The sequence below is a fragment of the Bradyrhizobium sp. Ce-3 genome (assembly GCF_022835695.1).
Classification (GTDB): Bacteria; Pseudomonadota; Alphaproteobacteria; order Rhizobiales; family Xanthobacteraceae; genus Bradyrhizobium.
In genome coordinates this window covers 31,683-54,302 of the sequence record NZ_BQUV01000010.1, presented here as the reverse complement: position 1 = coordinate 54,302, position 22,620 = coordinate 31,683, and the positions used below count along the sequence as shown (strand labels likewise).

At 65.9% G+C, this 22,620-nt stretch carries 22 protein-coding genes and 1 riboswitch; of the genes, 7 read left to right on the top strand and 15 right to left on the bottom strand.

Annotation, left to right across the window (positions count from 1 at the left end):
• Positions 1-21: 21 nt before the first annotated feature.
• Complete coding sequence (locus BRSPCE3_RS29735) at positions 22-1,740, bottom strand: amidohydrolase family protein (RefSeq protein WP_244069901.1); 1,719 nt, start codon at positions 1,738-1,740, stop codon at positions 22-24.
• 167 nt (positions 1,741-1,907) lie between these two features.
• Positions 1,908-3,728, bottom strand: a complete 1,821-nt coding sequence (locus tag BRSPCE3_RS29730) for a chloride channel protein (protein ID WP_244069900.1) — start codon at positions 3,726-3,728, stop codon at positions 1,908-1,910.
• Between the two features lie 27 nt (positions 3,729-3,755).
• Between BRSPCE3_RS29730 and BRSPCE3_RS29725 the strand changes: the two genes are divergently transcribed.
• Entirely contained in the window at positions 3,756-3,962 is a 207-nt protein-coding gene (locus BRSPCE3_RS29725) for a hypothetical protein (RefSeq protein WP_244069899.1), read from the top strand.
• A 73-nt stretch (positions 3,963-4,035) separates the two neighbouring features.
• A complete protein-coding gene (locus BRSPCE3_RS29720) occupies positions 4,036-5,625 on the top strand; it encodes a CYTH and CHAD domain-containing protein (RefSeq protein WP_244069898.1) in 1,590 nt (529 codons plus the stop codon).
• Positions 5,626-5,738: 113 nt separating this feature from the next.
• Here BRSPCE3_RS29720 and BRSPCE3_RS29715 read toward each other — a convergent pair whose 3' ends face one another.
• Positions 5,739-6,971, bottom strand: coding sequence for an MFS transporter (locus BRSPCE3_RS29715; protein WP_244069897.1), 1,233 nt, complete (start codon positions 6,969-6,971; stop codon positions 5,739-5,741).
• Between the two features lie 172 nt (positions 6,972-7,143).
• Between BRSPCE3_RS29715 and BRSPCE3_RS29710 the strand changes: the two genes are divergently transcribed.
• Positions 7,144-8,391, top strand: a complete 1,248-nt coding sequence (locus BRSPCE3_RS29710) for a hypothetical protein (protein WP_244069896.1) — start codon at positions 7,144-7,146, stop codon at positions 8,389-8,391.
• A gap of 153 nt (positions 8,392-8,544) precedes the next feature.
• Here the strand turns inward: BRSPCE3_RS29710 and BRSPCE3_RS29705 are convergent, their stop codons facing one another.
• Together BRSPCE3_RS29705 and BRSPCE3_RS29700 are read right to left on the bottom strand one after the other, a co-directional pair.
• The gene (locus BRSPCE3_RS29705; RefSeq protein WP_244069895.1) at positions 8,545-8,718 is read right to left on the bottom strand and encodes a hypothetical protein; all 174 of its coding nucleotides are present in this window, start codon (positions 8,716-8,718) and stop codon (positions 8,545-8,547) included.
• Between the two features lie 110 nt (positions 8,719-8,828).
• The gene (locus BRSPCE3_RS29700) at positions 8,829-11,084 is read right to left on the bottom strand and encodes a TonB-dependent receptor (RefSeq protein WP_244069894.1); all 2,256 of its coding nucleotides are present in this window, start codon (positions 11,082-11,084) and stop codon (positions 8,829-8,831) included.
• 108 nt (positions 11,085-11,192) lie between these two features.
• A riboswitch (cobalamin riboswitch) is annotated at positions 11,193-11,391 on the bottom strand.
• Between the two features lie 112 nt (positions 11,392-11,503).
• On the opposite strand from BRSPCE3_RS29700, the gene BRSPCE3_RS29695 reads away from it, so the two are divergent.
• Genes BRSPCE3_RS29695 through BRSPCE3_RS29685 form a run of 3 tightly spaced genes read left to right on the top strand, consistent with a single transcriptional unit; the run spans position 11,504 to position 14,153 of the window.
• Positions 11,504-12,547, top strand: a complete 1,044-nt coding sequence (locus tag BRSPCE3_RS29695; protein ID WP_244069893.1) for an iron ABC transporter permease — start codon at positions 11,504-11,506, stop codon at positions 12,545-12,547.
• A complete protein-coding gene (locus BRSPCE3_RS29690; protein ID WP_244069892.1) occupies positions 12,544-13,317 on the top strand; it encodes an ABC transporter ATP-binding protein in 774 nt (257 codons plus the stop codon). The genes BRSPCE3_RS29695 and BRSPCE3_RS29690 overlap by 4 nt, the downstream gene beginning before the upstream one ends.
• Positions 13,318-13,322: 5 nt before the next feature.
• The gene (locus tag BRSPCE3_RS29685; protein WP_244070131.1) at positions 13,323-14,153 is read left to right on the top strand and encodes an ABC transporter substrate-binding protein; all 831 of its coding nucleotides are present in this window, start codon (positions 13,323-13,325) and stop codon (positions 14,151-14,153) included.
• A 95-nt stretch (positions 14,154-14,248) separates the two neighbouring features.
• Here BRSPCE3_RS29685 and BRSPCE3_RS29680 read toward each other — a convergent pair whose 3' ends face one another.
• The 9 genes from BRSPCE3_RS29680 to soxX form a co-directional block, all read right to left on the bottom strand.
• A complete protein-coding gene (locus BRSPCE3_RS29680; RefSeq protein WP_244069891.1) occupies positions 14,249-15,289 on the bottom strand; it encodes an MBL fold metallo-hydrolase in 1,041 nt (346 codons plus the stop codon).
• A gap of 282 nt (positions 15,290-15,571) precedes the next feature.
• Positions 15,572-16,015 (bottom strand): DsrE family protein, encoded by a 444-nt coding sequence (locus tag BRSPCE3_RS29675; protein WP_244069890.1) that lies wholly within the window; start codon positions 16,013-16,015, stop codon positions 15,572-15,574.
• Positions 16,016-16,023: 8 nt separating this feature from the next.
• The gene (locus BRSPCE3_RS29670; protein ID WP_244069889.1) at positions 16,024-16,479 is read right to left on the bottom strand and encodes a hypothetical protein; all 456 of its coding nucleotides are present in this window, start codon (positions 16,477-16,479) and stop codon (positions 16,024-16,026) included.
• Positions 16,476-18,224 (bottom strand): thiosulfohydrolase SoxB, encoded by a 1,749-nt coding sequence (gene soxB / locus BRSPCE3_RS29665; protein ID WP_244069888.1) that lies wholly within the window; start codon positions 18,222-18,224, stop codon positions 16,476-16,478. The genes BRSPCE3_RS29670 and soxB overlap by 4 nt, the downstream gene beginning before the upstream one ends.
• 34 nt (positions 18,225-18,258) lie before the next feature.
• Positions 18,259-18,567, bottom strand: coding sequence for a hypothetical protein (locus BRSPCE3_RS29660; protein ID WP_244069887.1), 309 nt, complete (start codon positions 18,565-18,567; stop codon positions 18,259-18,261).
• Entirely contained in the window at positions 18,564-19,421 is an 858-nt protein-coding gene (gene soxA, locus BRSPCE3_RS29655) for a sulfur oxidation c-type cytochrome SoxA (RefSeq protein WP_244069886.1), read from the bottom strand. The genes BRSPCE3_RS29660 and soxA overlap by 4 nt, the downstream gene beginning before the upstream one ends.
• Positions 19,418-19,729: a thiosulfate oxidation carrier complex protein SoxZ gene (gene soxZ / locus BRSPCE3_RS29650; RefSeq protein ID WP_016848045.1), complete on the bottom strand. Its 312-nt coding sequence runs from the start codon at positions 19,727-19,729 to the stop codon at positions 19,418-19,420. The genes soxA and soxZ overlap by 4 nt, the downstream gene beginning before the upstream one ends.
• Before the next feature lie 71 nt (positions 19,730-19,800).
• On the bottom strand, positions 19,801-20,295 hold the full coding sequence (soxY, locus tag BRSPCE3_RS29645; protein WP_244069885.1) for a thiosulfate oxidation carrier protein SoxY: 495 nt from the start codon (positions 20,293-20,295) through the stop codon (positions 19,801-19,803).
• 32 nt (positions 20,296-20,327) lie between these two features.
• Positions 20,328-20,618, bottom strand: coding sequence for a sulfur oxidation c-type cytochrome SoxX (gene soxX / locus BRSPCE3_RS29640; protein WP_244070130.1), 291 nt, complete (start codon positions 20,616-20,618; stop codon positions 20,328-20,330).
• A gap of 388 nt (positions 20,619-21,006) precedes the next feature.
• Between soxX and BRSPCE3_RS29635 the strand changes: the two genes are divergently transcribed.
• On the top strand, positions 21,007-21,696 hold the full coding sequence (locus tag BRSPCE3_RS29635; protein WP_244069884.1) for a DUF938 domain-containing protein: 690 nt from the start codon (positions 21,007-21,009) through the stop codon (positions 21,694-21,696).
• On the opposite strand, the gene BRSPCE3_RS29630 is transcribed toward BRSPCE3_RS29635, so the two are convergent.
• Complete coding sequence (locus tag BRSPCE3_RS29630) at positions 21,687-22,559, bottom strand: protein-L-isoaspartate O-methyltransferase (RefSeq protein WP_244069883.1); 873 nt, start codon at positions 22,557-22,559, stop codon at positions 21,687-21,689. The genes BRSPCE3_RS29635 and BRSPCE3_RS29630 overlap by 10 nt on opposite strands.
• Positions 22,560-22,620 lie beyond the last annotated feature (61 nt).

Below are 22,620 nucleotides of genomic sequence, written 5' to 3'. Positions count from 1 at the left end.
CGCTCCATCCAGGCTACGCACTTACTGCAAACCCTGCGCGCCGCGGACCAGTCTGCCCGGGCGTGCGCCGGTGGCCTTGCCCGCGCGCTGGGTCACCACGCCCGAGACGATGGTCGCGTCGTAGCCGTCGACCTGCTGCAACAGCCGGCGTCCGCCGACCGGCAGGTCGTAATGCACCTTCGGCGGATGCAGATGCAGCCGGTCGTAATCGATCACATTGACGTCGGCCTTGAAGCCTGGCGCGAGCACGCCGCGATCGGTGAGACCCACCGACAGCGCGGTCTTGCGCGACTGCGCCGCGATCACGAACGGGATCGAGAGCTTGTCGCCGCGGCTGCGGTCCCGCGTCCAGTGCGTCAGGAGATAGGTCGGGAAGCTGGCGTCGCAGATGATGCCGCAATGCGCACCGCCGTCGGACAGGCCCGGCACGGCGCTGGGTTCGCGCAGCATCTCATGGACGGCGTCGAGATTGCCGTCGGCATAATTCAGGAACGGCACATAGAGCATGCCGCGGCCCTCGTCGGTCAGCATCGCGTCATAGGCGAGCTCCTCCGGCTGCCGGCCCTGGCCCCGCGCCTGCGGGCCGAGCGCGTTCTCCGGCGGTTGCTCATAGTCCGGCGGATTGCCCAGCAGATACATCTTGTCGTAGTTCGGCCGGAAGAACAGCGGGTCGTCGGTTGCGGTTGCGCTCTCGCTCAGGATCGCCGCGCGCACCTCCGGCCGGCGCAAATGCGCAAGCCGCTCGGCCAGCGGCAGCCTGGCGATCTCGCGATAGCTCGGATGGGTCTGGAACGGGTTGCGCGACAATTCGAGGCCAAGCAACAGCCCGACCGGCCGCGCCGCGATCTGGGTCGTGATCGAGAGGCCGCGGGCGGCAGCCTCATTGATGGTGTCCATGGTCTGCCGCCAGCGCCGCGGCGCCTTGTCGGCCTGGGCGACCGAGAACGAGATCGGGCATTTGGTGGTCTCGGCGACCCGCAGCATCATCGGCAGATCTTCGTGCACGGTGCTCTGGTCGAGCACGAATTGCAGCACGCTGCGGCCGACGCCATGCATCGCGCCGGCGATCGCGGTCAATTCATCTTCGCCGGCCTTCAGCGTCGGCGTGTAGTCGCCGGTCGAGGTGCGGTGATTGAGCGTGCGCGAGGTCGAGAAGCCCAGCGCGCCTGCACGCACCGCATCGCCGGCCAGCGCCGCCATCGCCTTGTTGTCGTCAGGCGTTGCGGGATCGCGGCGTGCGCCGCGCTCGCCCATCACATAGACCCGCAGCGCCGCGTGCGGCAGCTGCGCGCCGATATCCATGTCGAAACTGCGCTTCGACAGCCATTCCATGTAGTCGGGGAAGCTCTCCCACGCCCAGGGAATGCCGGCGGAGAGCACCGGCTCAGGAATGTCCTCGACGCCTTCCATCAGCTGGATCAGCCTGACGTGGTCGCTCGGCCGGCATGGCGCGAAGCCGACGCCGCAATTGCCCATGATCGCGGTGGTGACGCCGTTCTGCGACGACGGCGTGATGTCCTGGCTCCAGGTCACCTGGCCGTCGTAATGGGTGTGGACGTCGACGAAGCCCGGCGCCACCAGCTTGCCGCGGGCGTCGATCTCTTCTTTGCCTTTCGCCGAGACCTTGCCGACCTCGGTGATCTTGCCGCCCGAGATCGCGACATCGGCTTCATAGAGGTCGCCGCCCTTGCCGTCGGCAATCGTGCCGCCGCGGATCACGAGGTCTGGGGTCGAGGTCATGGCATTTCATCCCGAAGCTGTTTTTTGGTTGCCGGCATCATGGGTGAGCCCTTGATGCTGTCAACCATCGCCGATGAAGCTCTGGGATGCGCCGGTGCTGATGTGCCCGCGAGGATCGATCGTTGCCGCCCGGCGGAAATTTGTTCCGCTGGCATGCCGCTGCGGACCTATCGCGCGCCGAAGAACGCCGTCTTCTGGGTCTCCTCGGCTTGCAGCCGGGCGCGCACCCGCATCAGGTCCTTCCAGCCGATATAGCCGACCAGGCGCTGGTCCTCGCGCGAGATCACAGGCAGATGCGAGACGTTGACCTGCATCAGGCGGTCGGCGAGCCCGTCGAGATATTCGTCGGGATAGGCGACGGTGATCTTGCCGCCGGCCAGCAACTGCTTGAGCGTCGCGGTGCGATGCTTGCCGGCGCGGCGCCAGCGCAGCACCGATGGCGGGTCGATCACCCCGAGTACGTGATGGTTGGCATCCACGACCGGGAAGCTCGGGTGACCGGTCTTGGGATTGGTCAGGAAGGCTGCCGCGCCGTGCAGCGTCATGGTGTCGGCAACGCTCTCGACCGCCTTGGTCATTACGTCGCGGACCCGCGTCAGCGCGAAGGGGTCGACCCGGTACTCGCGCACCAGATGGTGGCCGCGCCGGGCCACCTTTTCGGTCAGGATCGAGCGCCGCATCAACAGCACCGTGACGCCATGCGCGCTGCAACAGGCCGCGATCAGCGGCAGCAGCACATGGGTGTTGCCGGTGAGCTCGACGGCGAAGAACGTTGCCGTCAGCGGCGAGCGCATCGTGCCGCCCATCGTCGCGGCCATCGCCAGCAGCGCCCAGAAGCCGGGGCTCGCCGCCGGCAGATAGCCGCTCAGCGCCGTGCCCATCGCGCCGCCCATGATCAGTAGCGGCGCCAGCACGCCGCCCGACGTGCCGGAGCCGAGCGCGACCGACCAGATCACGGCCTTCACCACGAGCAGCAGCAGCGCGGCCTTCAGCACCACGTCACCTTGCAGCATCGAGGCGAGGTTGTCATAGCCGACGCCGAGTGCCTGCGGCTCGATCAAGCCGCCGAGGCCGACGACCAGGCCGCCGATCAGCGGCCACCACATCCAGTGGATCGGCAGCTTCAGGAACAGGTCCTCGCAGCCATAGACCAGTTGGGTGAGCACGCCCGACAGCAGCCCGGACAGGATTCCGATCAGCATCCAGGCACCGAGCTGCAGCACCGAGATCTCGACGCCGCCGGTGAACGGGAACAGCGGCGCCGGCATGTGCAGGAAGGTGCGCCCGACCGCCGCCACCACCGCGGCAACGGTGACAGGAATGAAGCTGCGCGGCGTCCATTCGAACAGCAGCAGCTCGACCGCGAGCATGATCGCCGCGATCGGCGTTCCGAACACCGTGGTCATGCCGGCGGCGGCGCCGGCCACCAGCAGGGTCTTGCGCTCATTGTCGCTGACGGGAAGCATCTGCGCGATCAAAGAGCCGATCGCGCCGCCGGTCATGATGATCGGGCCCTCGGCGCCGAACGGGCCGCCGGTGCCGATCGAGATCGCCGACGACAAGGGTTTGAGGATCGCGACCTTGGGATCGAGCCGGGACCGGCCCAGCAAGATCGCCTCGATCGCTTCCGGGATGCCGTGTCCGCGGATCTTCTCGCTGCCGAAGCGCGCCATCAGGCCGATGATCAGCGCGCCGGCGACCGGCACCAGCACGGTCCAGAGGCCGAGCGGCGAATCCTGCAATTTCAGGTCGGCGAAGCTGAACTGGCCGAAATAGGCGATGTTGGTGGCGAGCTTGATCAGCTCCAGCAGTGCCGCACCGGCCAGCACGCCGGCGGCGGAGACGAACACGGCGATCGCCGAGATCACCACGACGCGCGGATCGGTGGTGAAGTCGCTGAGAAGATGGCTGGCCTTGTCGCCGATCTTGGCGCTGGTCTTCGCGCCAGGTTTGGCACCGGGGTTCGATTTGGTGGAAATGACGCTCATGGGTCGCGTAACGCTCGGGTGAAGTGGATGCCGCGTCATATCGCATTACGATATAATTACAAGCGCGAGCCATCGAATGGCAGCGTTGAAATGTCTCGCGAAATCGCCGGCGACTGCCCGGAAAGCCAGATCGACTGGGAGGCGTCGTCGCTGTCCGGCCCGTCCCTCGCCCTTGGCTGGCAGTGCAGCCAAATCCAACTTAAAGGTGTGATCTTAGATCAAATTCACGGCTAAAGCAGGCCGCGATGCAGCGATATGCCTTGTCATCGTCATGAATCCTTCATAAACCACGCCGGGGACGATATCATTGAATGAGCGGCGACCGGTCGTGATCGATGCGGGCAATGCCATGGCCGTCGGGCATGGCGATCAGGCGGAAGTCGAGCTCAAGCTGCTTGCGCCGCAAGGCAGCCTCGAAAAGCTGCGCGAGGCGCCCTGCATCGTGCAGCATGCGCGCAACCGCGGCGCGTTTCATCGGCTGGAAACGGTTTACTACGACACGGCGGAGCGGCTGCTGTTTCAGCATGGCATGTCGCTGCGCGTGCGCCACAGCGGCAAGACCTTTACCCAGACGCTGAAGCTTGCCCCCAATGGCGCGCAGCCCCTGATGCGACGCCAATGGGAGATGCCCGTTGAAGGCATCGTACCGGATTTGCGGCTGCTTCCCGCCGACGAGATCGGCGAGCCCGTGGCGACGCTGAGCAACGACGCGCTGATCCCGGTGTTTGCGACCAAGGTGCGCCGACACGCGCGGCAACTCGATCTGCCCGATGCATCGGTCGAAGTCGCATTCGACGAGGGAACCATCGAGGCCGATGCGCGCCAGGAGGTCTTGTCGGAAATCGAGCTCGAGCTGAAGAGCGGCAATGCCGGCGTGCTGTTCGATTTGGGGGCGCAATTGCTCGACGCTGCGCCGTTGCAGATCGGCACGCGCAGCAAGGCGGAACGCGGCTATGCGCTCGCGTTCGATGTCGCGCCGTCGGCGGCGAAGGCCGAGGCGTCAGGTATCACCGCGGATCTCGTGGTCGACGACGTCATCGCGCGGCTGGTCGGCTCCTGCTGGCACCATCTGTTGAAGAATCACGCGGTGGCCGAGCAGGGCACGGACCCCGAAGGCGTGCACCAGATGCGGGTCGCGTTGCGGCGCCTGCGCACGATCTGCGCGCTGTTCCGGCGCGACATCCCGTCGCCGGCATTTTCGACGATCAACAGCGAAGCAAGATGGCTGATGCGGCAACTCGGCAAGGCCCGGGATTGGGACGTGTTCGCCGAAACGACGATCACCCGCCTGGTCAGCGCGGTCCCCGATATCGACCTCGACGGCCTCCGCAAGGCGGTCGAGCAGCGGCAGAAGTCGAACTACGGCGCCTTGCATGGCGTCCTGGCCGATCCCCGCTGCAGCCGCTTCCTGCTCTCGCTCGGACAGCTGGTGGAGCGCCGCAGCTGGCGCAACGACATCGACAGCGAAGCACTGGCGATCCTGTCGCAACCGATGCCGGTGATTGCCGATCGAATTCTGCAGCGCTTGCATCGCAAGACGTTGAAGCGCGGTGCGGGCTTTCGCCGGCTCGACATCCATGCGCAGCACAATCTGCGGATCAACCTCAAGAAGCTGCGCTATGCGGCGGAGTTCTTCCTGCCGCTCCATGCCGCTCACGCGCCGGCGAAGCGCTACGTGAAGCGGCTGGCCAGGCTGCAGAACTGCCTCGGGCGGGTGTGCGACATCGGCAGCACGCGCGTGCTGCTCCACACCATCGCGCAGGACGATCAGCCCGCGCTTCATCTCGGCATCGGCGCGATGGCCGGCTGGCTGGCCCGCGATCAGATCGCGGTGGCCAAGACGTTGCGCAAGAGCTGGCAGCGTTTCAAGACGACGCCGGCATTCTGGGGCCGGTGAGGCCTCTGCAATTGCTAAAGCGCGATGAGATTGGTTGAATCGTCATAGCGCTTTCGATTTATGTTGAGCATGATCTGTTCGGAAAACCGCTTCGCACTTTTCCGGATCATGCCCTAGCGGGTCTGCGTCTGGACTGCCATCGCAGAGGCCTGCGGCTTGCGTTCGGTCACCAGCGCGAGCAGTACGGTCAGCACCATGAAGACGACCGAGGCGCCGAACACCCAATGCGGCATGTGCTGGTCCATGATCCAGCCGAACAATAGCGGGCTGACGATGCCGCCGAAGTTGAAGCCGGTGGAGACGATGCCGAAGGCGCGGCCGACGGCGCCGGGAGGCGCCGCGTTGCGCACCATCATGTCGCGGGACGGCGCGATCACGCCGCCGAGGAATCCGGCAAGCCCCATCGCGAGCGTGAGCGCCACCGGCGGCAGGTTCATCAGCGCGATCAGCAGCACCAGCACGGCATTGACTGCAAAGCACGCCGCGGCGAGCTGACTGTGGCGATGGGTCCAGTCGGCGAGATAGCCGCCGGCCAGCACGCCCGCCGCGCTGGCGCCGAGGAAGGCGGTGAGCGCGATGTTGGCGGTCGAGAACGACGCGCCGTAGCCGCCCATCAGCGCCACCACGCCGAAATTGTTGATGCCCGAGGTCGACAGGCTGAGCAGCGTGAAGAACGCGGTCAGCACCATCAGCGCCGGCGTGATCACGCTGGCCTTCGGCGCCGAAGCGTCCTTCGCTTTGTTCTTGTTGGCGCCGGCATCGGGAATCCCGAGCACGATCAAAAACAGCGCCACCAGCGGTCCCACGGCGCCGGCCACGATCAGCGCACCGAGGCCGCCGATCGAGGCGACCAGTGCTGCCATGATCGCGGGCGCCACCGCGCCGCCGAGGAAGCCGGCAAAGGTGTGGATCGAGAACGCGCGGCCCATCCGCGCCTCGTCCATATGGGCCGAGAGGATCGCGTAGTTCGCCGGATGGTAGACGCTGTTGGCAAGCCCGAGCAGCACCGCGCAGACGATCAGCGAGGTGTAGCTGAGATGCAGGCCGAGCCCGATCAGCGCACAGCCGCCGACCGTCAAGCCGATCAGCAGGATCTTGCGCGCGCCGATATGGTCGGCGAGGTAGCCGATCGGCGCCTGGGTCAGGCCGGAAACCACCGCGAACACCGTCAGCGCCAGCCCGAGTTCGACATAGCCGACGCCGAGCTGCTGCTTCAGGAACGGGAACAACATCGGCAGCACGAAGATATGGAAGTGGCTGACCCAATGGGCGACCGAAATCCCCGTCAGCGTGCGCAGCGCGCTGTCGGCTTTCGCTTGCTGCGGTGCGGCCAGAACGTCGACCATTGCTGAGACAACCCCAATTTCCCGATGCCCGGCAGGGCTGACGAAAAATAGAGGCTGGCCGCTAATTGTCCATGAACGCAGGCGCATGGCTGCCCCCGGCGCGGGCGTGCCGGATCGACACATGCGGCATAAAGGGCGGCGACAAAGGGCGGCGCCGCGGTGATGATCGGTCATGATCGACGCCCAAAAGCCGCTCCGCGTGCTGGTGTCGGAGGGCTCCAGCACCTCCGGCCGCGAGGCGATCACGATCCTGGGGCTGGCCGGCCATCACGTCGAGGTCTGCGATCCCTCGCGCTGGTGCCTGGCGCGCTATTCCCGTTTCGTCCGCAAATATCACCATTGCCCGCCGCTGCGGTCGGATCCGGCCGGCTTCCTGCGTTACGTCGAACGCCTATTGGCGTCGCAGCATTTTGACGTGCTTTTGCCGACCCATGAGCAGGGCTTTCTGTTCGCGCGCGCCGCGGCGCGGCTGACGTCACGCGCCGGCCTGGCGCTGCCGGATTTCGCCTCCTACCGCGCCGTGCACGGCAAGGCCGGCTTCAGCCGGCTGCTCGATCAGCTCGGCCTGCCGCAGCCGCCGACCCGGATCGTGAGCTCGGCCGAGGAGCTGCGCGACGGCCTGCGGTTTCCATCGGTGGTCAAGACGTCGGTCGGCACCGCGAGCCGCGGCATCTGGTTCGTGCGCGACGCCGGCGATCTCAATCGGGCGCTCTACGATCTCGAATCCGCAGGCGATTTCGCCGGCGAGGTGCTGGCGCAGGATCTGATCACCGGCACCGTCGAGAAAGCCCAGTCGGTGTTCTGTCGCGGCGCGCTTGTCGGCTTCCACGCCTATCGGCAGGTCGCGGCCGGTGTCGGCGGCGGCGAGGCGATCAAGGAGAGCGTGAGCCGGCCGGCGATCCTCGCCTGCCTCGAGACCATCGGTGCGCATCTTCGCTGGCACGGCGCGCTCTCGGTCGATGTCATCATGCCGCTCGACAGCGCGACGCCGCTGCTGATCGACTGCAACCCGCGGCTGGTCGAGCCGATGAACGCATACCAGTCGGGCACCGATCTGGTCGATCTCTTGCTGCGCGTCTCGCTCGGCGAGGCGCCGGCGCCGCTTCCCGAGGGCCGCGCCGGGGTCCGCACGCATCTGGCGATGCAGGCGCTGCTCGGCAGCGCCTCGCGCGACGGCACGCGGCGTGACCTGATCCGGGAATGCGGCCGCCTCGCCGCGGGCGAAGGTCTCTATCGGGGAAGCAGCGAGGAGCTGACGCCGGTGCGGCTCGATTGGCTCAGCGCCGTGCCGCTGGCGGTGACGACAGTGCTGCTGCTGGCATCGCCGCCGATCGCCGCATCGCTGGCCCGCGGCGGGTTTGGCGCGCATTTGCTCGATCGCGCGAGTATTGCAAAGATCGAGAGCGAGGATTTCGGTTAGCTCCATCCCCACGTCGTCCCGGCGAAGGCCGGGACCCATAACCACGAATGGTTATTAATGGGCGATGGCGGAACGACGAGTCCCTTTCACAACATCCGCCGCGGAGTATGGGTCCCGGCCTTCGCCGGGACGACATCGTGGATGGCGACAGCCCTACAGCGGTTCGTCATCATTGCCGTAGCGATCGAGCTTCGGCGTGGCGATGTCGCCGTCCTCGTAATACTCGTCGTCCTGCTTTGATGCAGGCGGCGAAGGCGCCTTCGCCTTGTCGTCGGTCGTCTCTTTGACCTTGGTACCGCCCTTGCTCGTCTTTCCGACCTTGGCCATGCGTTTCCCCTGCACGGGTCAAATCAGCTGAGGCAATTCTACCCCAGTTTCCTTGCGCTGTAATGTGAGCAGACGGCGCGGCGGGGTCGCATGCCGCCGCGCCGGAGAGCTCAAAATGTCGCGCCGGCCTTGACCATGTAGGTGCGGCCGGGCAGCGGATAGGCCGAGAATCGGCCATCGGTGAACGTGCTCGCGATCGCGTAGTCGTAATACAGCGCGTTGAACAGGTTGTTGACGCCGAGCGACCAGAAGAAGCGGTCAACTTGCCCGCTCAGCTTGATATCGGCGGTGGCATTGCCGGGGATCCGGCTCTGGGTGTTGGCCTGGTCGTTGTCCATGATGCGCGAGCTCCAGGCCCGCACCGTGGCGTCGAACACCAGATAGTTCTGCCAGATATTCCAGGTCACGCCGAGATTGCCGGTATAGCGCGACACCAGCGGCACGTCGTTGCCGGCCCAGATGCCCTCGCGGAAGACGGCGCGGGTGATCGCCATGCCGCCGCGCAGGGTGACGCTATCGCTGACCTTCAGCGAGGCGCTGGTCTCGGAGCCGTAGCGGCGGGTCGGATCGAGGTTGGTATTATAGAACAGCACCGGGTTGAAATGGATCTCGTTCTCGAGATCCATCAGATAGACGCTGGTCTGGACCTGAAAGCAGTTGGTCTTGACCCGGAAGCCGCCCTCGACGTCTTCCGAGGTCTGGGTCTTGAGCTGGAAGGTCTGCGGGATCGGGGCGAAGGTCAGCGGGTCGAACGCCGGGCCCGATGCGACGCGCTCGTCGACATCGGGCGTGCGGAAGGCGCGCGCGGCGCGGCCGAACACCGAGAAGGTGTCGGTGAAACGATGCTCGACGCCGACATGCAGCGCGTATTGCGTCTCGTTGCTGTCGAGCGGCGCCGCCTGCGCATCGAACGCAAAGGGCGCGTTCGGGTCGTAGCGGTCGCGCGCCGAGACACTCGTGTTCTGCACGCGCGCGCCATAGGAGAAATCGGTCGTCGGCAGCAGACCCAGCGTATGCTGCCAATAGCCGGCCACGCTCTGCTGCTCGATGTTGTAGATGTGATAGGGATCGACGCCCTGATAGGCGCCGCGTGCCTCGCGGAAGGTCGAATCGTAATAGTCGATGCCGGTCAGGATGGTGGATGGCATCCCCAGCATCGAGTTCTTGACGCTGAGCCGCGGCGTCAGCGACCAGGTCTGCAACGCGGCATCGTTGTAGGTCGAGGCAAAGCTGATGGTCGGCACAGTGCCGAAGAAGCCGCTCTGCGTCTCGCGCTGCCGCCAGCCGCCGTCGACGATGAGGTCGACGCCATTGATCAGCGTCTTGGTGAAGCCGGTCGTCACGCTCGCGGTCTGCTGGTTGGCGTAATCGAAGGGCGTCGCGGCGCCGCGGCGATCGCTGAGCAGCTGGTTGACGCCGATCGAGGGATCGACCAGCCGTCCGCCGGGCAGGCCGAGCTTCTGGTCGCTGCCGGTGACGGTCAGGAACGCCGTTAAATCCGATGTCGTGTAGTTGACGTTGCCGACCGCGTTGCGCTGGTCGAGCGCATTGTTGACGCGGTAGCCGTCGGATTTGATGCCGTTACCGTAGAACGAGGTCGACCACGGTCCGGAATTCAGCGCCGCGGACACCGCGGCCATCCGTGTGTTGAACGAGCCGTACCCGGCCTCGGCGCGCATCGTCGCCGGCGGACCGCCGGCACCGGTCTTGGTGATGATGTTGACCACGCCGCCGACCGAGTTGTCGCCGTAGAGCACCGCGCCGCTGTTGCCGCGGGTGATCTCGATCCGCTCGATCGAATCGAGCGGGATCGTGGTGAGATCGAAGCCGGCCTTGTCGACGTCGTTGAGGCGGCGGCCGTTGAGCAGGAACAGGGTGTTGTCGGTCGCGAACGCGCCGAAGCCGCGCAGGTCGACCGAGGTCTTGGCGCCGTTCGGCCCGCCGTAGAGCGATTGCAGTTGCACGCCCGGTACCTGCGCCAGAATCTCGGGCAGCGATTGCGATGGCGAATGCGCGATGTCGTCGGCTGTGATCACGGTCGAGGAGGAGCCGACAATGCCGGCGAACTGGCGGCCGCCGCCGCTGCCGGACCCGGTGGCCGTGCCGGTCCGGGCCGAGTTCGATCCCGCTCCACTGCCCGTGTTGGTGCTCTGGGACGTGCCCGGTGCCGGGCGGCGCGGGGCGGGGGTCTCGTCAGCGGCCGGTTTGGCGCGCGTCACGTTCTGGTCGCCGGATTTGGTGACTTCGATGGCCGGCAGCTGATCGGGCGCCTGCTGCGCCCGCGCGGCTGATACAGCGATTGCCGGCACAATCATCGTCGACGCGAGCAGCAGCGCGCGGCGCGGACTGATAGGGAAGGAGAACATAAGCGAGACCTCGGTAACGTCAGTGGCACGTCACCGCGAACCAGTCTCACCATTGTGCGTGCAGCATCAGGTGAAGCTCATGCCTGTACTCCCCGACCGGCATCTTCGCGTGTGACCACGGCTGACGGCAGGTCTCCTGGCTCGCGGGTCGTTACCCTTCGTCGCCTTCCCAGGACCGAGATTCCCAGTGGCATTTGACGAAGGATTCACCGCATACAGTTGCGGGGGCAGCCGCGGCGTTGGGGAAGTTTCCCCTTACCGCATTCCCTTTTCATCTCATGAAAGAACCGTCATGGTCATCTAGGGTTCGGCCGGGCAGCAAAGTCAATCCGGCGCAGGCCGGGCAATGGCCGCACGGCCACGGTTTTTGTCGGGTGTCGCTTGTCTGCCACGGCGATCGCTGTAAGAGCATGGATCCGATGAGCGTGCAGGATTTTGCCTTGGCGGCCGAGGTCGCGGCGCGGCGCCGGTGGGGCGCCACCGCGGCGCTGCTCGCGCTCGTGGTGCTGCTGTGCCTGCTCTCGCTCGGCATCGGGCCGGTGCGGCTGTCGCCGCTTGCGGTGATCGAGGCGCTGTTCGGTGGCGGCAGCGATGTGGCGCAAGTCATCGTGCGCGAGATCCGGCTGCCGCGCACCATCCTGGCATTCGCGATCGGCGGTATTCTCGGGCTCTCGGGCGCGGCGCTGCAGGGCCTGCTGCGCAATCCGCTGGCCTCGCCGTCGCTGTTCGGCGCGCCGCAATCGGCAGCGTTCGGCGCGGTGCTGGTGATCGCGCTGGGGCTGGCCGATGTGCGCTCCTACGCGCTGCCGGTGGTGGCGATCATCACCGCGTTCGGCTCGGTGTTCGCGCTGCTCGCGATCGCCGGCCGCAATGCCGGCCTTCTGATCCTGATCCTGGCGGGGCTCGCGATCTCGAGCTTCGCGGGAGCTGCGACCGCGCTGGTGATGAACCTCTCGAGCAATCCCTTTGTGGTGCTGGAGATCGCGTTCTGGCTGCTCGGCTCGCTGGAGGACCGCAGCTTCCAGCATGTCGCGCTGGCGCTGCCGTTCATCGTCGCGGGCGCCGCGATCCTGCTCGGCCAGGCGAGCGCCTTCCGCGCGCTGACGCTCGGCGAGGAAGCCGCGCAGAGCCTCGGCGTCGATGTCGGACGGCTGCGGCTCCTCGTGATCACGGGCGTCGCGCTCGGGGTCGGCGGCGCCGTTGCGGTGACCGGCACGATCGGCTTCATCGGCCTCGTTGCTCCCCATTTGATGCGCCCCGTCATCGGTCACGATCCGGCGCGGCTGCTGGTGCCGAGTGCGCTCACCGGTTCGGCGCTGCTGCTCGCGGCCGACATCGCGGTGCGCATCATCCCTTCAACCTCGGACATCAAGGTCGGCGTGCTGACCTCGATCATCGGCGTACCGTTCTTCCTCTATCTCATCATGCGCGAACGCCGTGCGCTCGGCGGAGGCGTGGCATGACACTGCTCTCCGCCACCGCGCTCAACGCCGCGCTCGGCAGCCGCAAGGTGCTGCACGACGTCTCGCTCTCGCTGGAAGCAGGCCATCTGGTCGCGCTGGTCGGCCCGAACGGCGCCGGCAAGACCACGCTGCTGCGCGCGCTCGCCGGGCTCATTCCATCCGACGGCGAGATCAAGATCGGAGGCGACGCGCTGGCAAAGCTGTCGCTGCGCGAGCGCGCGAAGCGTTTCGCCTATTTGCCGCAGGGGCACCTGGTGCACTGGCCGCTGCCGGCACGCGATATCGTCGCGCTCGGCCGCTATCCGCATGGCGCGACCGATCCGGCGCGGCTGTCGCCGAAGGACATGGAAGCGGTGCTGCGGGCGATGCAGGCGGTCGACGTCACCGAATTCGGCGATCGCCGCGTCACCGAGCTCTCCGGCGGCGAGCGCAGCCGCGTTGCGCTGGCCCGGGTCCTCGCGGTGGAGGCGCCGGTGATCCTGGCCGACGAGCCGACCGCCTCGCTCGATCCGCGCCACCAGATCGACGTGATGCAGAAGCTGCGCAACGTCGCCGACACCGGCGTGCTCGTGATCGTGGTGACCCACGACCTCGGGCTCGCCGCGCGCTTTGCCGATCATGTGCTGGTGCTGTCGGAAGGGCGGCTGGCCGCGCAGGGCGCGCCGGCTGAAGCGTTGTCGGAAGCAGTTCTCGCCAGCGTGTTCCGGGTCAGCGCCTACCGCGCTGAATTCCAGCGCGAAGCCGTCATCGTGCCGTGGGCGGACGTGTGATGCGGATGTGGCGCCTCGCTGCGGTAGCCGCAGCGGCATGGCTGATGTCGTGCGCTGGCGTGGCCGCCGCCGGACCGCGCATCGTCTCGATGAACGTGTGCAGCGACCAGCTCGTGCTATCGCTGGCCGACCCGGACCAGATTCTCGGCCTCAGCCGGTTTTCGCGCGATGCCTGGCAATCCTGGGCGGCCGAGAAAGCACGAAGCTATCCGCTTCTGTCTGGCGGCGCCGAGGATGTGCTGCTGCTCAAGCCCGACATTGTCGTGGTCAGCCTGTTCGACAAGCGCGCGACGCGTGACCTGTTGAAGGCCAACGGGCTGCATCTCGTCGAATTCACGGTGCCGCGCACGCTGGACGAGGTGAAGAGGCAGATTTTGGCGATGGGCGATGTGCTGCAGCATCCGGATCGGGCCGAGGTGGAGATCGCGCGCCTCGATGCGGCGATCGCCCGGGCGCGGGCGGTCGCGGGCGTGCACCATTATCGCGTGTTGCCGCTGGAGCGGCGCGGCTTCGTGTCGGGCGACCAGAGCCTCATCAACTCGCTGCTGGCGGCGACCGGCCTGACCAATGCGGCCGGCGAACTCGGCCTCGGCGCAGGCGGGTTTGCTTCGCTGGAGGCGATCGTGAAATTGCGGCCGGATTTCATCCTGGTCTCGGAGGCCGGCGATCGCGCCGAGGATGAGGGCCGCGCCTTCCTGCTGCATCCGGCGCTGGAGCGCTTCTATCCGCAGCAGAAGCGCCTCGTGCTGCCGGAGCGGCTCACGGTGTGCGGCGGCGTGATGCTGGCCGATGCGCTGGATCGATTGACTGAAGAGTTGAAACGGGTGGCGCGGTAATGGCGTAGCCCGGATGGAGCGAAGCGCAATCCGGGAAAGTCGCTCTACGGAAAGATTGGCCTCGGATTTCGCTGCGCTTCATCCGGGCAACGAGATCATCCCATCACCACAGGGCCGCCGGCCTTCTTCCACGCGTCGATGCCGCCTTCGATATGCGCCGTGTTCATCAGCCCCGCCTTCTTCGCGGCCGCCACCGCCATCGCCGAGCGTTCGCCGAAGGCGCAGAAGAACACGACGCGGCGGCCGGTCGCAGCCGCGACTTCGCGCAGCATGCCGCCGGGCTGCAGGCCGGCGCCGATCCCCGGATACGGCGCGTGCAAGGCGCCGGCGAGCGTGCCGTGCTTGGCGCGCTCAGCGCTCTCGCGCAGGTCGACCAGGAGGATGTCGGGCCGGCCGAGGCTTGCGATGGCGTCGCGCGCGCTCAGCGAGAGGCCTTCCTTGGCGAGCTCGTCCTGGTGCAGGCCGACATGCATGTTGGCCGGCAACACGACATCCATCAGCTTCGGATTCGGCAGATTGAGGTTGTTCATCAGCTCGACATAGTCGTCGATCGATTTCACCTGCAGCCGCGGATTGTAGCGCTTCTCCTCGCCGATGGTGGAGACGGTGTCGCCCTTGTAGTCGTGCGCCGGGAAGACCATGGTTTCCTCGGGCAGCTTGAGCAGGCGGTTGAAGATCGAATCGTACTGCGCCCGGGCGCTGCCGTTCTGGAAATCGGTGCGGCCGGTGCCGCGGATCAACAGCGTGTCGCCGGTGAAGACGCGATCGCCCATCAGGTAACTATAGGAATCGTCGGTGTGGCCGGGCGTGTACAGCGCCTCGAGGCAAAGCCCCTCGATCGTCACCCTGTCGCCATCGGAGACGCGCATCGACACCACGTCGGCCTTGCTCTGCTCGCCCATGATGGTGATGCACTGGGTGCGGTCGCGCAGCTCGCCGAGGCCGGTGACATGATCGGCGTGCAGATGGGTGTCGACGGCTTTCACCAGGCGGAGATCGAGTTCCTGCAACAGCTTGCAGTAGCGGTCGGCCTTCTCCAGCACGGGATCGAGGATCAGTGCCTCGCCGCCGGCGCGGCTCGCGAGCAGATAGCTATAGGTGCCGGACACGCTGTCGAACAGCTGGCGAAAGATCATGACGGCTTACCTGTTCTCCGGGTCGAGTCTTGGAGAGGATATTATTCCATAGATAGGGGCGATTCAAAGCAAATCCATCCCCCGGAGTAATCCGGTCCCGTCACCCCCAAATCCATCACCGTCACCCTGAGGAGCGCGCTCTTGCGCGCGTCTCGAAGGGTGCACGGCCCGGCCGTCTCCACGGAGGAGCAAATGCCTGCAGAAAGATCGTGGCCGTGCATCCTTTCGAGACGCCGCTGCGCGGCTCCTCAGGGTGACGGGGAAGCGATTGAGGGGTGAGCCCTACGGCCTCACGTAGCTCCAGCCCTGCTCCTGCAACTCCATCAGATGCACCACACCGGACGGTACGACGGTGGCGTCGGGGACGACGGAGATGGCGTGGCCCTCGGCCTTCTCCATGCCCTGCCTGGTGTTGTTGCAGGCGGAGAACTGGATCTTGCCGGGGAAGACGTCATCCTTGAGCCGCTTGATGCGGTCCTGCACCGGCGAGGTATCGCTGCGCAGCATGTTGAGGCCGGGGCCGTAGGTGACGATGTCGATCTCCACGTCCTCGTTCCTGGCGCGGTAGTACTCGATCACGTTTTTCGCGTTGTTGAGCGCGAGATTCATGACCTGCGGATCGTTCTGGTCGACCTGGATCGCGATGTGATGCGGCTTGTCGGCGGCGGGTACGCTTGCCGTGAAGGCAAGCGAAAGCATTGCGGCAGTGGCGAGACGGCGAAGCATGAGGACTCCTAGGGGCGGACCAGCGTATAGCCGTTCTCGGTGAGAAGCAGGATCTGCGCGACGCCGACCTGCACTGGCGTGGCGGCGGTGATGTAGTCCGGCCGCTTGCCGCTGTCGCGCTCGATGGTGTCGACGGTGTTGAGGCAGATGTCGACCCGTGCGCCCTGCGCGACCAGGCTCTCGACCAGCTTGCGGTTGGGATTGTCGGGCTTGAGCAGCTCGATGCCGGGGCCGAAGGCGACGATCTCGACCGCGACCTTGTCGGGGTCGTAATGCTTCATCAGATTGTTGGCGACACTGATGACGAGGCCCTGTTTCTTCGGATCGTTGTCGGAGAGCTGCAGCACGACCTTGTGCTCGGCGAACGGCTTGTCCTGCAGCGGCGCCAGCTGGGCGCGCGCCAGCGGCATCGCCAGCGCGATCACGGCGAAGCCGAATGCCGCGATGAACGCGCGGCGCGTCATCCGTGCCTCGCAATGCCGAGGTTGTCCTCGACGCCCTTCAGCGTCACGCCGGGTTCGTCGCGGTTCGGCGGCCGGCCGGAGCGCAGATGCTTGGCCACGACATCCCAGATCGGCGCGCCGTTCTGCTGGTTGACCGAGGCCCAGCCCGCGACCTTGTAGTGCTTGCCGGCCTCGAGATGCTTGCCGTTGCCGAGCTTCAGCTCGGAGATGCGCTTGCCGACGCTCTCGCCGGGCGTGCAGGTGTAGGCGAGGCCGCCGACGCGAACCATATCGCCGCCCTGCTGGTAGTATGGATCGGCGTTGAACAGATTGTCGCAGACATCTTCCAGCACATCCTTGATCTGGCTGCCGGTCATGCTGGCGACGTAGGTCTCGGGATAGGTGATCGCGGTTTCCGACAGCACGTCTTCCATGGTCAGCGGCTGGTTCGCGAGCGTGGTGAGGCCCCAGCGGAAACCGGGCGACAATGCGATCTCGGCGTTGAGCTCGTTGAGCAGCGCGTCGCAGATCAGCTGGTCGACGGTGCCGGAGAAATTGCCGCGGCGGTACAGCAGCCGGTCGGCGGTGCCGAGCCTGTCGCTCCATTCGTCGGCATGCGGATCGCGCATCTTGTCGATCAGTGCCTGCATCGCCGGATCGGGCTTCAGCAGCTCGGCGAACACCGGCAGCAGCCGGTAGCGGACATTGGCGACCTTGCCCTTGGCGAGATCGAGATCGAGCACGCCGATGAACTTGCCGTTGGAGCCGGCATTGGTCACCAGCGTGACGCCGCCGGCATTGGTCACCGTGATCGGGATCGGGATCGCGTCATGCGTGTGGCCGCCGAGGATGACGTCGATGCCGGTAACGCGGCTGGCGAGCTTGAGGTCGACGTCCATGCCGTTATGCGACAGCAGGATCACCGCGTCGACCTTGTCGTTGTTGCGATGGCCGTCGACGAGCTTCTGCAGCTCCTCGTCGCGGATGCCGAATTTCCAGTCCGGCGTGAAGCGCTTGGGATGCGCGATCGGCACGTAGGGGAAGGCCTGGCCGATGACCGCGACGCGGTGGCCGCCGATCTCCTTGATGATCGACGGCTTGAACACCCGCCCCGAGGCCGGATCGAACGCCTTGGCGTCGTTGAACGCGGCTTCCTCGGTCAGGAACACGTTCTGCGCCAGGAACTCGCCCTTGAAGCGCGAGAGATTGTCGCGCAGCACCTGTTCGCCATAGGTGAATTCCCAATGCCCGGTCATCGCCTCGATGCCGAGCAGGTTGGCGGCTTCCACCATGTCGGCGCCGTTCATGGCGTTGGCCAGCCCCGAGCCCTGCCAGAGGTCGCCGCCGTCGATCAGGATCGAGCGCTTGTCGCCGACATCGGCGCGCAGCTTGTCGACCAGGGTCTTGAGATGGGCGAAGCCGCCGAGCCGGCCGAAGCGGACTGCGGCCTTCTCGAACTCGACGCAGGTAAAGGCATAGGCGTCGGCGCTGTCGGGCCGGATACCGAAGCGGTCGAGGAACGCCTTGCCGACCAGATGCGGCGGTTGGCCGGCCATCGCGCCGATGCCGATATTGACGCTGGATTCGCGGAAGAACACCGGCTTCAACTGCGCATGGGTGTCGGTCATGTGCAGGATGCGGGCGTTGCCGAAGCGTTCGAGGTCGTAGACGCTGGCGGTGTCGGCGCCGCGCGCGAGGCGAGGCAGGCCGGCCACAAGCGCAGCTGTAGCCGAAGCTTTCAGGAAATCCCGGCGGCGGATGATCATCACTCTCTCCGCGCGGCCCCTGGCCAGCGCGCCTTTAGCGAACTTCCATGTCCTTCCAGCGTTCCTTTTCGCTGGTGGCCTGGAAGATCGATGCCTTTGCCAGCGCCTCGGCCTCCTTGGCCTGGGCGACTGCGCTGTCGAAATCACCAGCCTCACCGGCCTTTTTTGCGGCGGCGAGCGTCGATGCGGTCGTGGTCCACTGGTTGCGCAGGGTGCCGGCTTCCTTGTTGGCGGCTTCGGCCGCGGCATAGGCCGCCTTGTAGTCGGCCTCGGAGGCGGCAACCGCGCCCGTCGCGGTCGCGATCAGCAGGGCCGATGCCGCGAAGACCATTGTCGCTCTCATGGCCTTGCTCCCGGCCCTGAGATCGGCAGGCCATTGCTGACATAGGACAGATAGTATTCGAGGTTGCGGTACTCGTCGTCCTGCGGATTGAGCGGCACGCCGCGGATCTGGCTGTTGCAGGTGGTGAAGCGGCGGCTGGTGGTGCCCATGCCCGACCATTCCGAACGGTAGATTGGCATCGCATTCAGGATGCCGAGCGCCGGCGCCAGCACCTCGGCGCGAATCCGCTCGCCCGGGCTCTGGATATGGCAGGTGGCGCAGGAGAAATTGAGCTGGCCGCGGCGGGTGTAGAAATACTCCTTGCCGTTCTGATAGGCCTCCAGCGCGCGCGGATCGTTCGGGATCTTGATGTCCATCGGCTTGCCGCGTGAGGTGAAGGCCATGTAGGCGGTGAGCGCCGCCATATCGTCCTTCACATAGGAGAACGGCGCCTCGCCATTGGCCTCGCGGCAGCGGTTGAGCGCGAGCTCGAGCGTGACGACCTTGCCTTCCTTCTCGTCGAAATAGGGATAGTTCTGGCGGATGCCGATGCCCTTGTTCGGGAAGCAGTCGCCGTAGGTCTTGCCGTTCTTGAACGGCGTCGAGAACATTTCCTTGCCGGCTTCGAGCGAGAACTCGTAGGGCGGAAACTGCTCCTTCTCTTCCCACTGCTTGTGCAGGTCCTCATTCATCGAATAGGGACCGTTGACGAAATCCTCCAGCTTCAGCTTGGGGAATTTGCTGGTGAAGAATTTCTGGAACGCGGCCTTGTCGGCGGCGGGATCGACGGCGCCGGCGGCGTGCGCCGGCGCGCACGCCAGCACGCCGAGCGCCAGCGTCGCGATTGCTGCGCGGATTGCGAAGCGCCGCGTCATTGAATCTTCGCCGTGGTGGTGTCGGTCGCGCCCTTGTTGTCGACCCAGCTGACCTTCAGGTCGTCGCCCTTCTTGCCGCCCTTGAAGGCGAACTTGACATAAGGGTCCTTGGAGACGCCGCCGCCCCAGTCGGCGACGAACACCGGCTTGCCGTCATACTCGAAGGTCAGCTGCTGGATGAAATGCGGCGGAATGATCTCGCCCTTGGCGTCCTTGACGAAGCCGGAATCCATCGGATGCTGGATCAGCGCCTGCACCTCGGTGGTGTCGCCGTTTGACGTGGCGCGCACGCGAATGCTCGATGCCATCTGGTTTATCCCTGTTGTTTGCGCATGATCTTATCGGAAAACCGGTTCCCACTTTTCCGGATCATGCGCGCTCAGCCGCCGCAGCCGCCGACGGTGACCTTGATTTCCTTTTGGGCGCTGTAGAGTTTGCCGCCGGCCTCGACGATCACGGTGACGTTGCTGGTCTTGGCCATCTTGATGCGGTTGGCGACGCTCGGCAGCGTGCCGGCGGGAATCTTGTACGAGGCGATCAGCGAGATCGGGTTCTCGGCAACCAGGAACGAGATCGAGGTGACGTCTGCCAGCGTCGTGGTGGCGGAGATCGGCACCACCGCGCCGTTCTCGGCGATCTCGGGTGCATCCATCTTGACCTTGTCCGACGGCTCGGCGGTCTTGCCGTAGAGCGCCTTGATCGCGTCGGCCTCGGTCTTCTGCTTGAACGCCTCTTCCGGATATTTGTCGTTGGCGGCGGCGAGCGCCTGCGGCACGTCGAACGGAATGACGCCGAGGCCGATCAGCGCGGCGACGCCGGCGCCCTTCAGCACCAGGCGGCGGGTTCTGAAAAATTCGTTGGTCGTGATGTTCATCGAAAAAATCTCCTCAAGCGACGGTCGTGGCGTCACAGCGTCTGCAGGAAGTCCACCACCGCGCTGATTTCCTTCTCGCTCAGGATCCTGTTGCGGCCGAACGGCGGCATCACGGTCTGCGGGTTGCGCTTGGTCTCGTCGGTGACGATCGCGATCAGCTCGTCGCGGCTGTATTTCGCCTTCAGGCCGGTCAGCTCGGGGCCGATCGTGCCGGGCAGCTCGCCGCCCTTGATGACATGGCAGGTCAGGCAATTGCCCTTGCCGCGGTCGAAGGCGAGCTTCTGGCCTTCGGCGGCGGATTGGGCCTGCGCGGGCGCGGCCATGGCGGTACCTGCCAGCAGCGCCAGAACGAAGGCTGGCTTGACGAAAGTGGCGATCAAGGACGTTTCCCAGGCTTCAATCTCGATGATCCCATCGCAATATAAAGAGGGAAAAGCATAAAGGCCATCGGCTGGCAACACGGAGAATAGGCGCTTTGCGACGGGGTTAATGCCTGAACAGCGGTCCGTACGGATGATACCAGACCCGTCACCCTGAGGTGCGAGCGGAACGAGCCTCGAAGGGTCGACGGCCCGACTGTGGCCGATTCATCCTTCGAGGCTCGCTGCGCTCGCGCCTCAGGATGACGGGTCAGGCAGTGTCGGCGAGTCGGCCCCGCGGCTTTGCCGATAGGAACAGTTCGATCTAGAAGCGGGTAACAGGAGAAGCGGCGTGGCGGAGTTCGTGGTGGAGTTTGGCAAGGACGGCAGCCCGGTCGAGGCGGACGGGCGGCTCGACGCGGCGGCATTCCACCGCAATCACCAGCCGATCTGGGCGGTCCTCAAGGAATACCTTGCCGGCCGATCCGGCGACGTGCTGGAGGCCGGCAGCGGCACCGGCCAGCATGTCGTCTATTTTGCCGGTCAGACGCCCGACATCATTTGGTGGCCGAGCGACCTCCATGCCGCGCATCTGCGCAGCATTGCGGCCTGGCGGGCGCATGCCGGTCTGCCCAACATCAAGCCGCCGCAGCCGATCGATCTCTCGGATCCGGCCTGGTCGGCGGCGCCGCCGGACGGCAAAGGTCCGGACAAATTGCTCGCGATCTTCTGCGCCAACGTGATCCACATCGCGCCGTGGCGTGTCGCCGAGGGCCTGTTCGCCGGTGCCTCCAGGCATCTGCGCGCCGACGGCCGGCTGTTCCTCTACGGTCCGTTCAAGCGCGGCGGCAAGCACACCGCGCTCAGCAATGCCGTGTTCGACACCTCCTTGCGCGAACGCGACCCCGAATGGGGCGTGCGCGATATCGCCGATGTCGAGGCGCTTGCGGAGAGCGTCGGGCTGAAGCTCGCCGGCAGCTTCGAGATGCCGGCCAATAACATGATCCTGATGTTCGTGCGGAAGGATGCGGCTCAGTCGTAGGCCAGGCACCATCCGTCGCCCCGCAGCCAGCAGCGTTCGTCGGGAATCCCGGCATCGCGATGGAGCCGCGTCACCTTCTGCCAGCCACCGCGCGCGAACGCTTCGGCCAGGGCCTTTTCCGACGCCCCGTCGCGGCCGCCGTCGCAGGGAATGATCGCGACCGGGGATATCCAGGAGGCATGATAGCCCGTCCCCTCGCGCCGGATCCGGAATACTGCGCCGGATCGCGCCACCTGCTCCGGCGCACCGCCCTTGAATCCCTCGTCGGACGTCAGTGGCAGGATCAGCCGGCCGCCGTCGGCGAGGCCGTCGAGCCATCGCGCGGCAGGTCGGGTGCAGCCGGCGTTGACATAGATCACGTCGGCTGCATCGAACGACGCGAGCGTGCCGTCGCCTTCGATGATCTCGACATTTGCATATGGGACAAGGTTGGCGCGGGCGCGTGCCGCAAGCTCCGGGTCATACTCGATGCCGGTCACGCGACCGGTCGGTCCAGCCAGATGAGCAAGCAGCGCCGTGTAGTAACCCGTGCCGGTCCCGACATGCACCACGTGCTCGCCGACGGCCGGCGCGGCCTGGTGCATCAGATAAGCGTGCAGCGACGGCTGGCCGTTGTTGAGGCGGCGCTCGGGCAACAGCGCGACCAGATCGTTGGTGTAGAGATAGACCGGGTCGGCATCGGGCGTCGGCGTGTAGTCGCGGTGCCACCATCGCAGCATCAGCCAGGGTCCCGGACCGACGAAATCCCCGCGGGGAATGGCGGCGAAGGCCGCGGTCACGCGCGGATCGCTGACGTTTGCGGCAGCCATGATCTGCTTGGCGTAGGCGCCACGTATGATGCGGAGCTCGGCTTGCGGGTCCACGATTGCTCCCCTCCCTTGTAATGTGTCATTTGACACACCGCTGTGTGTGAAATAGCATACT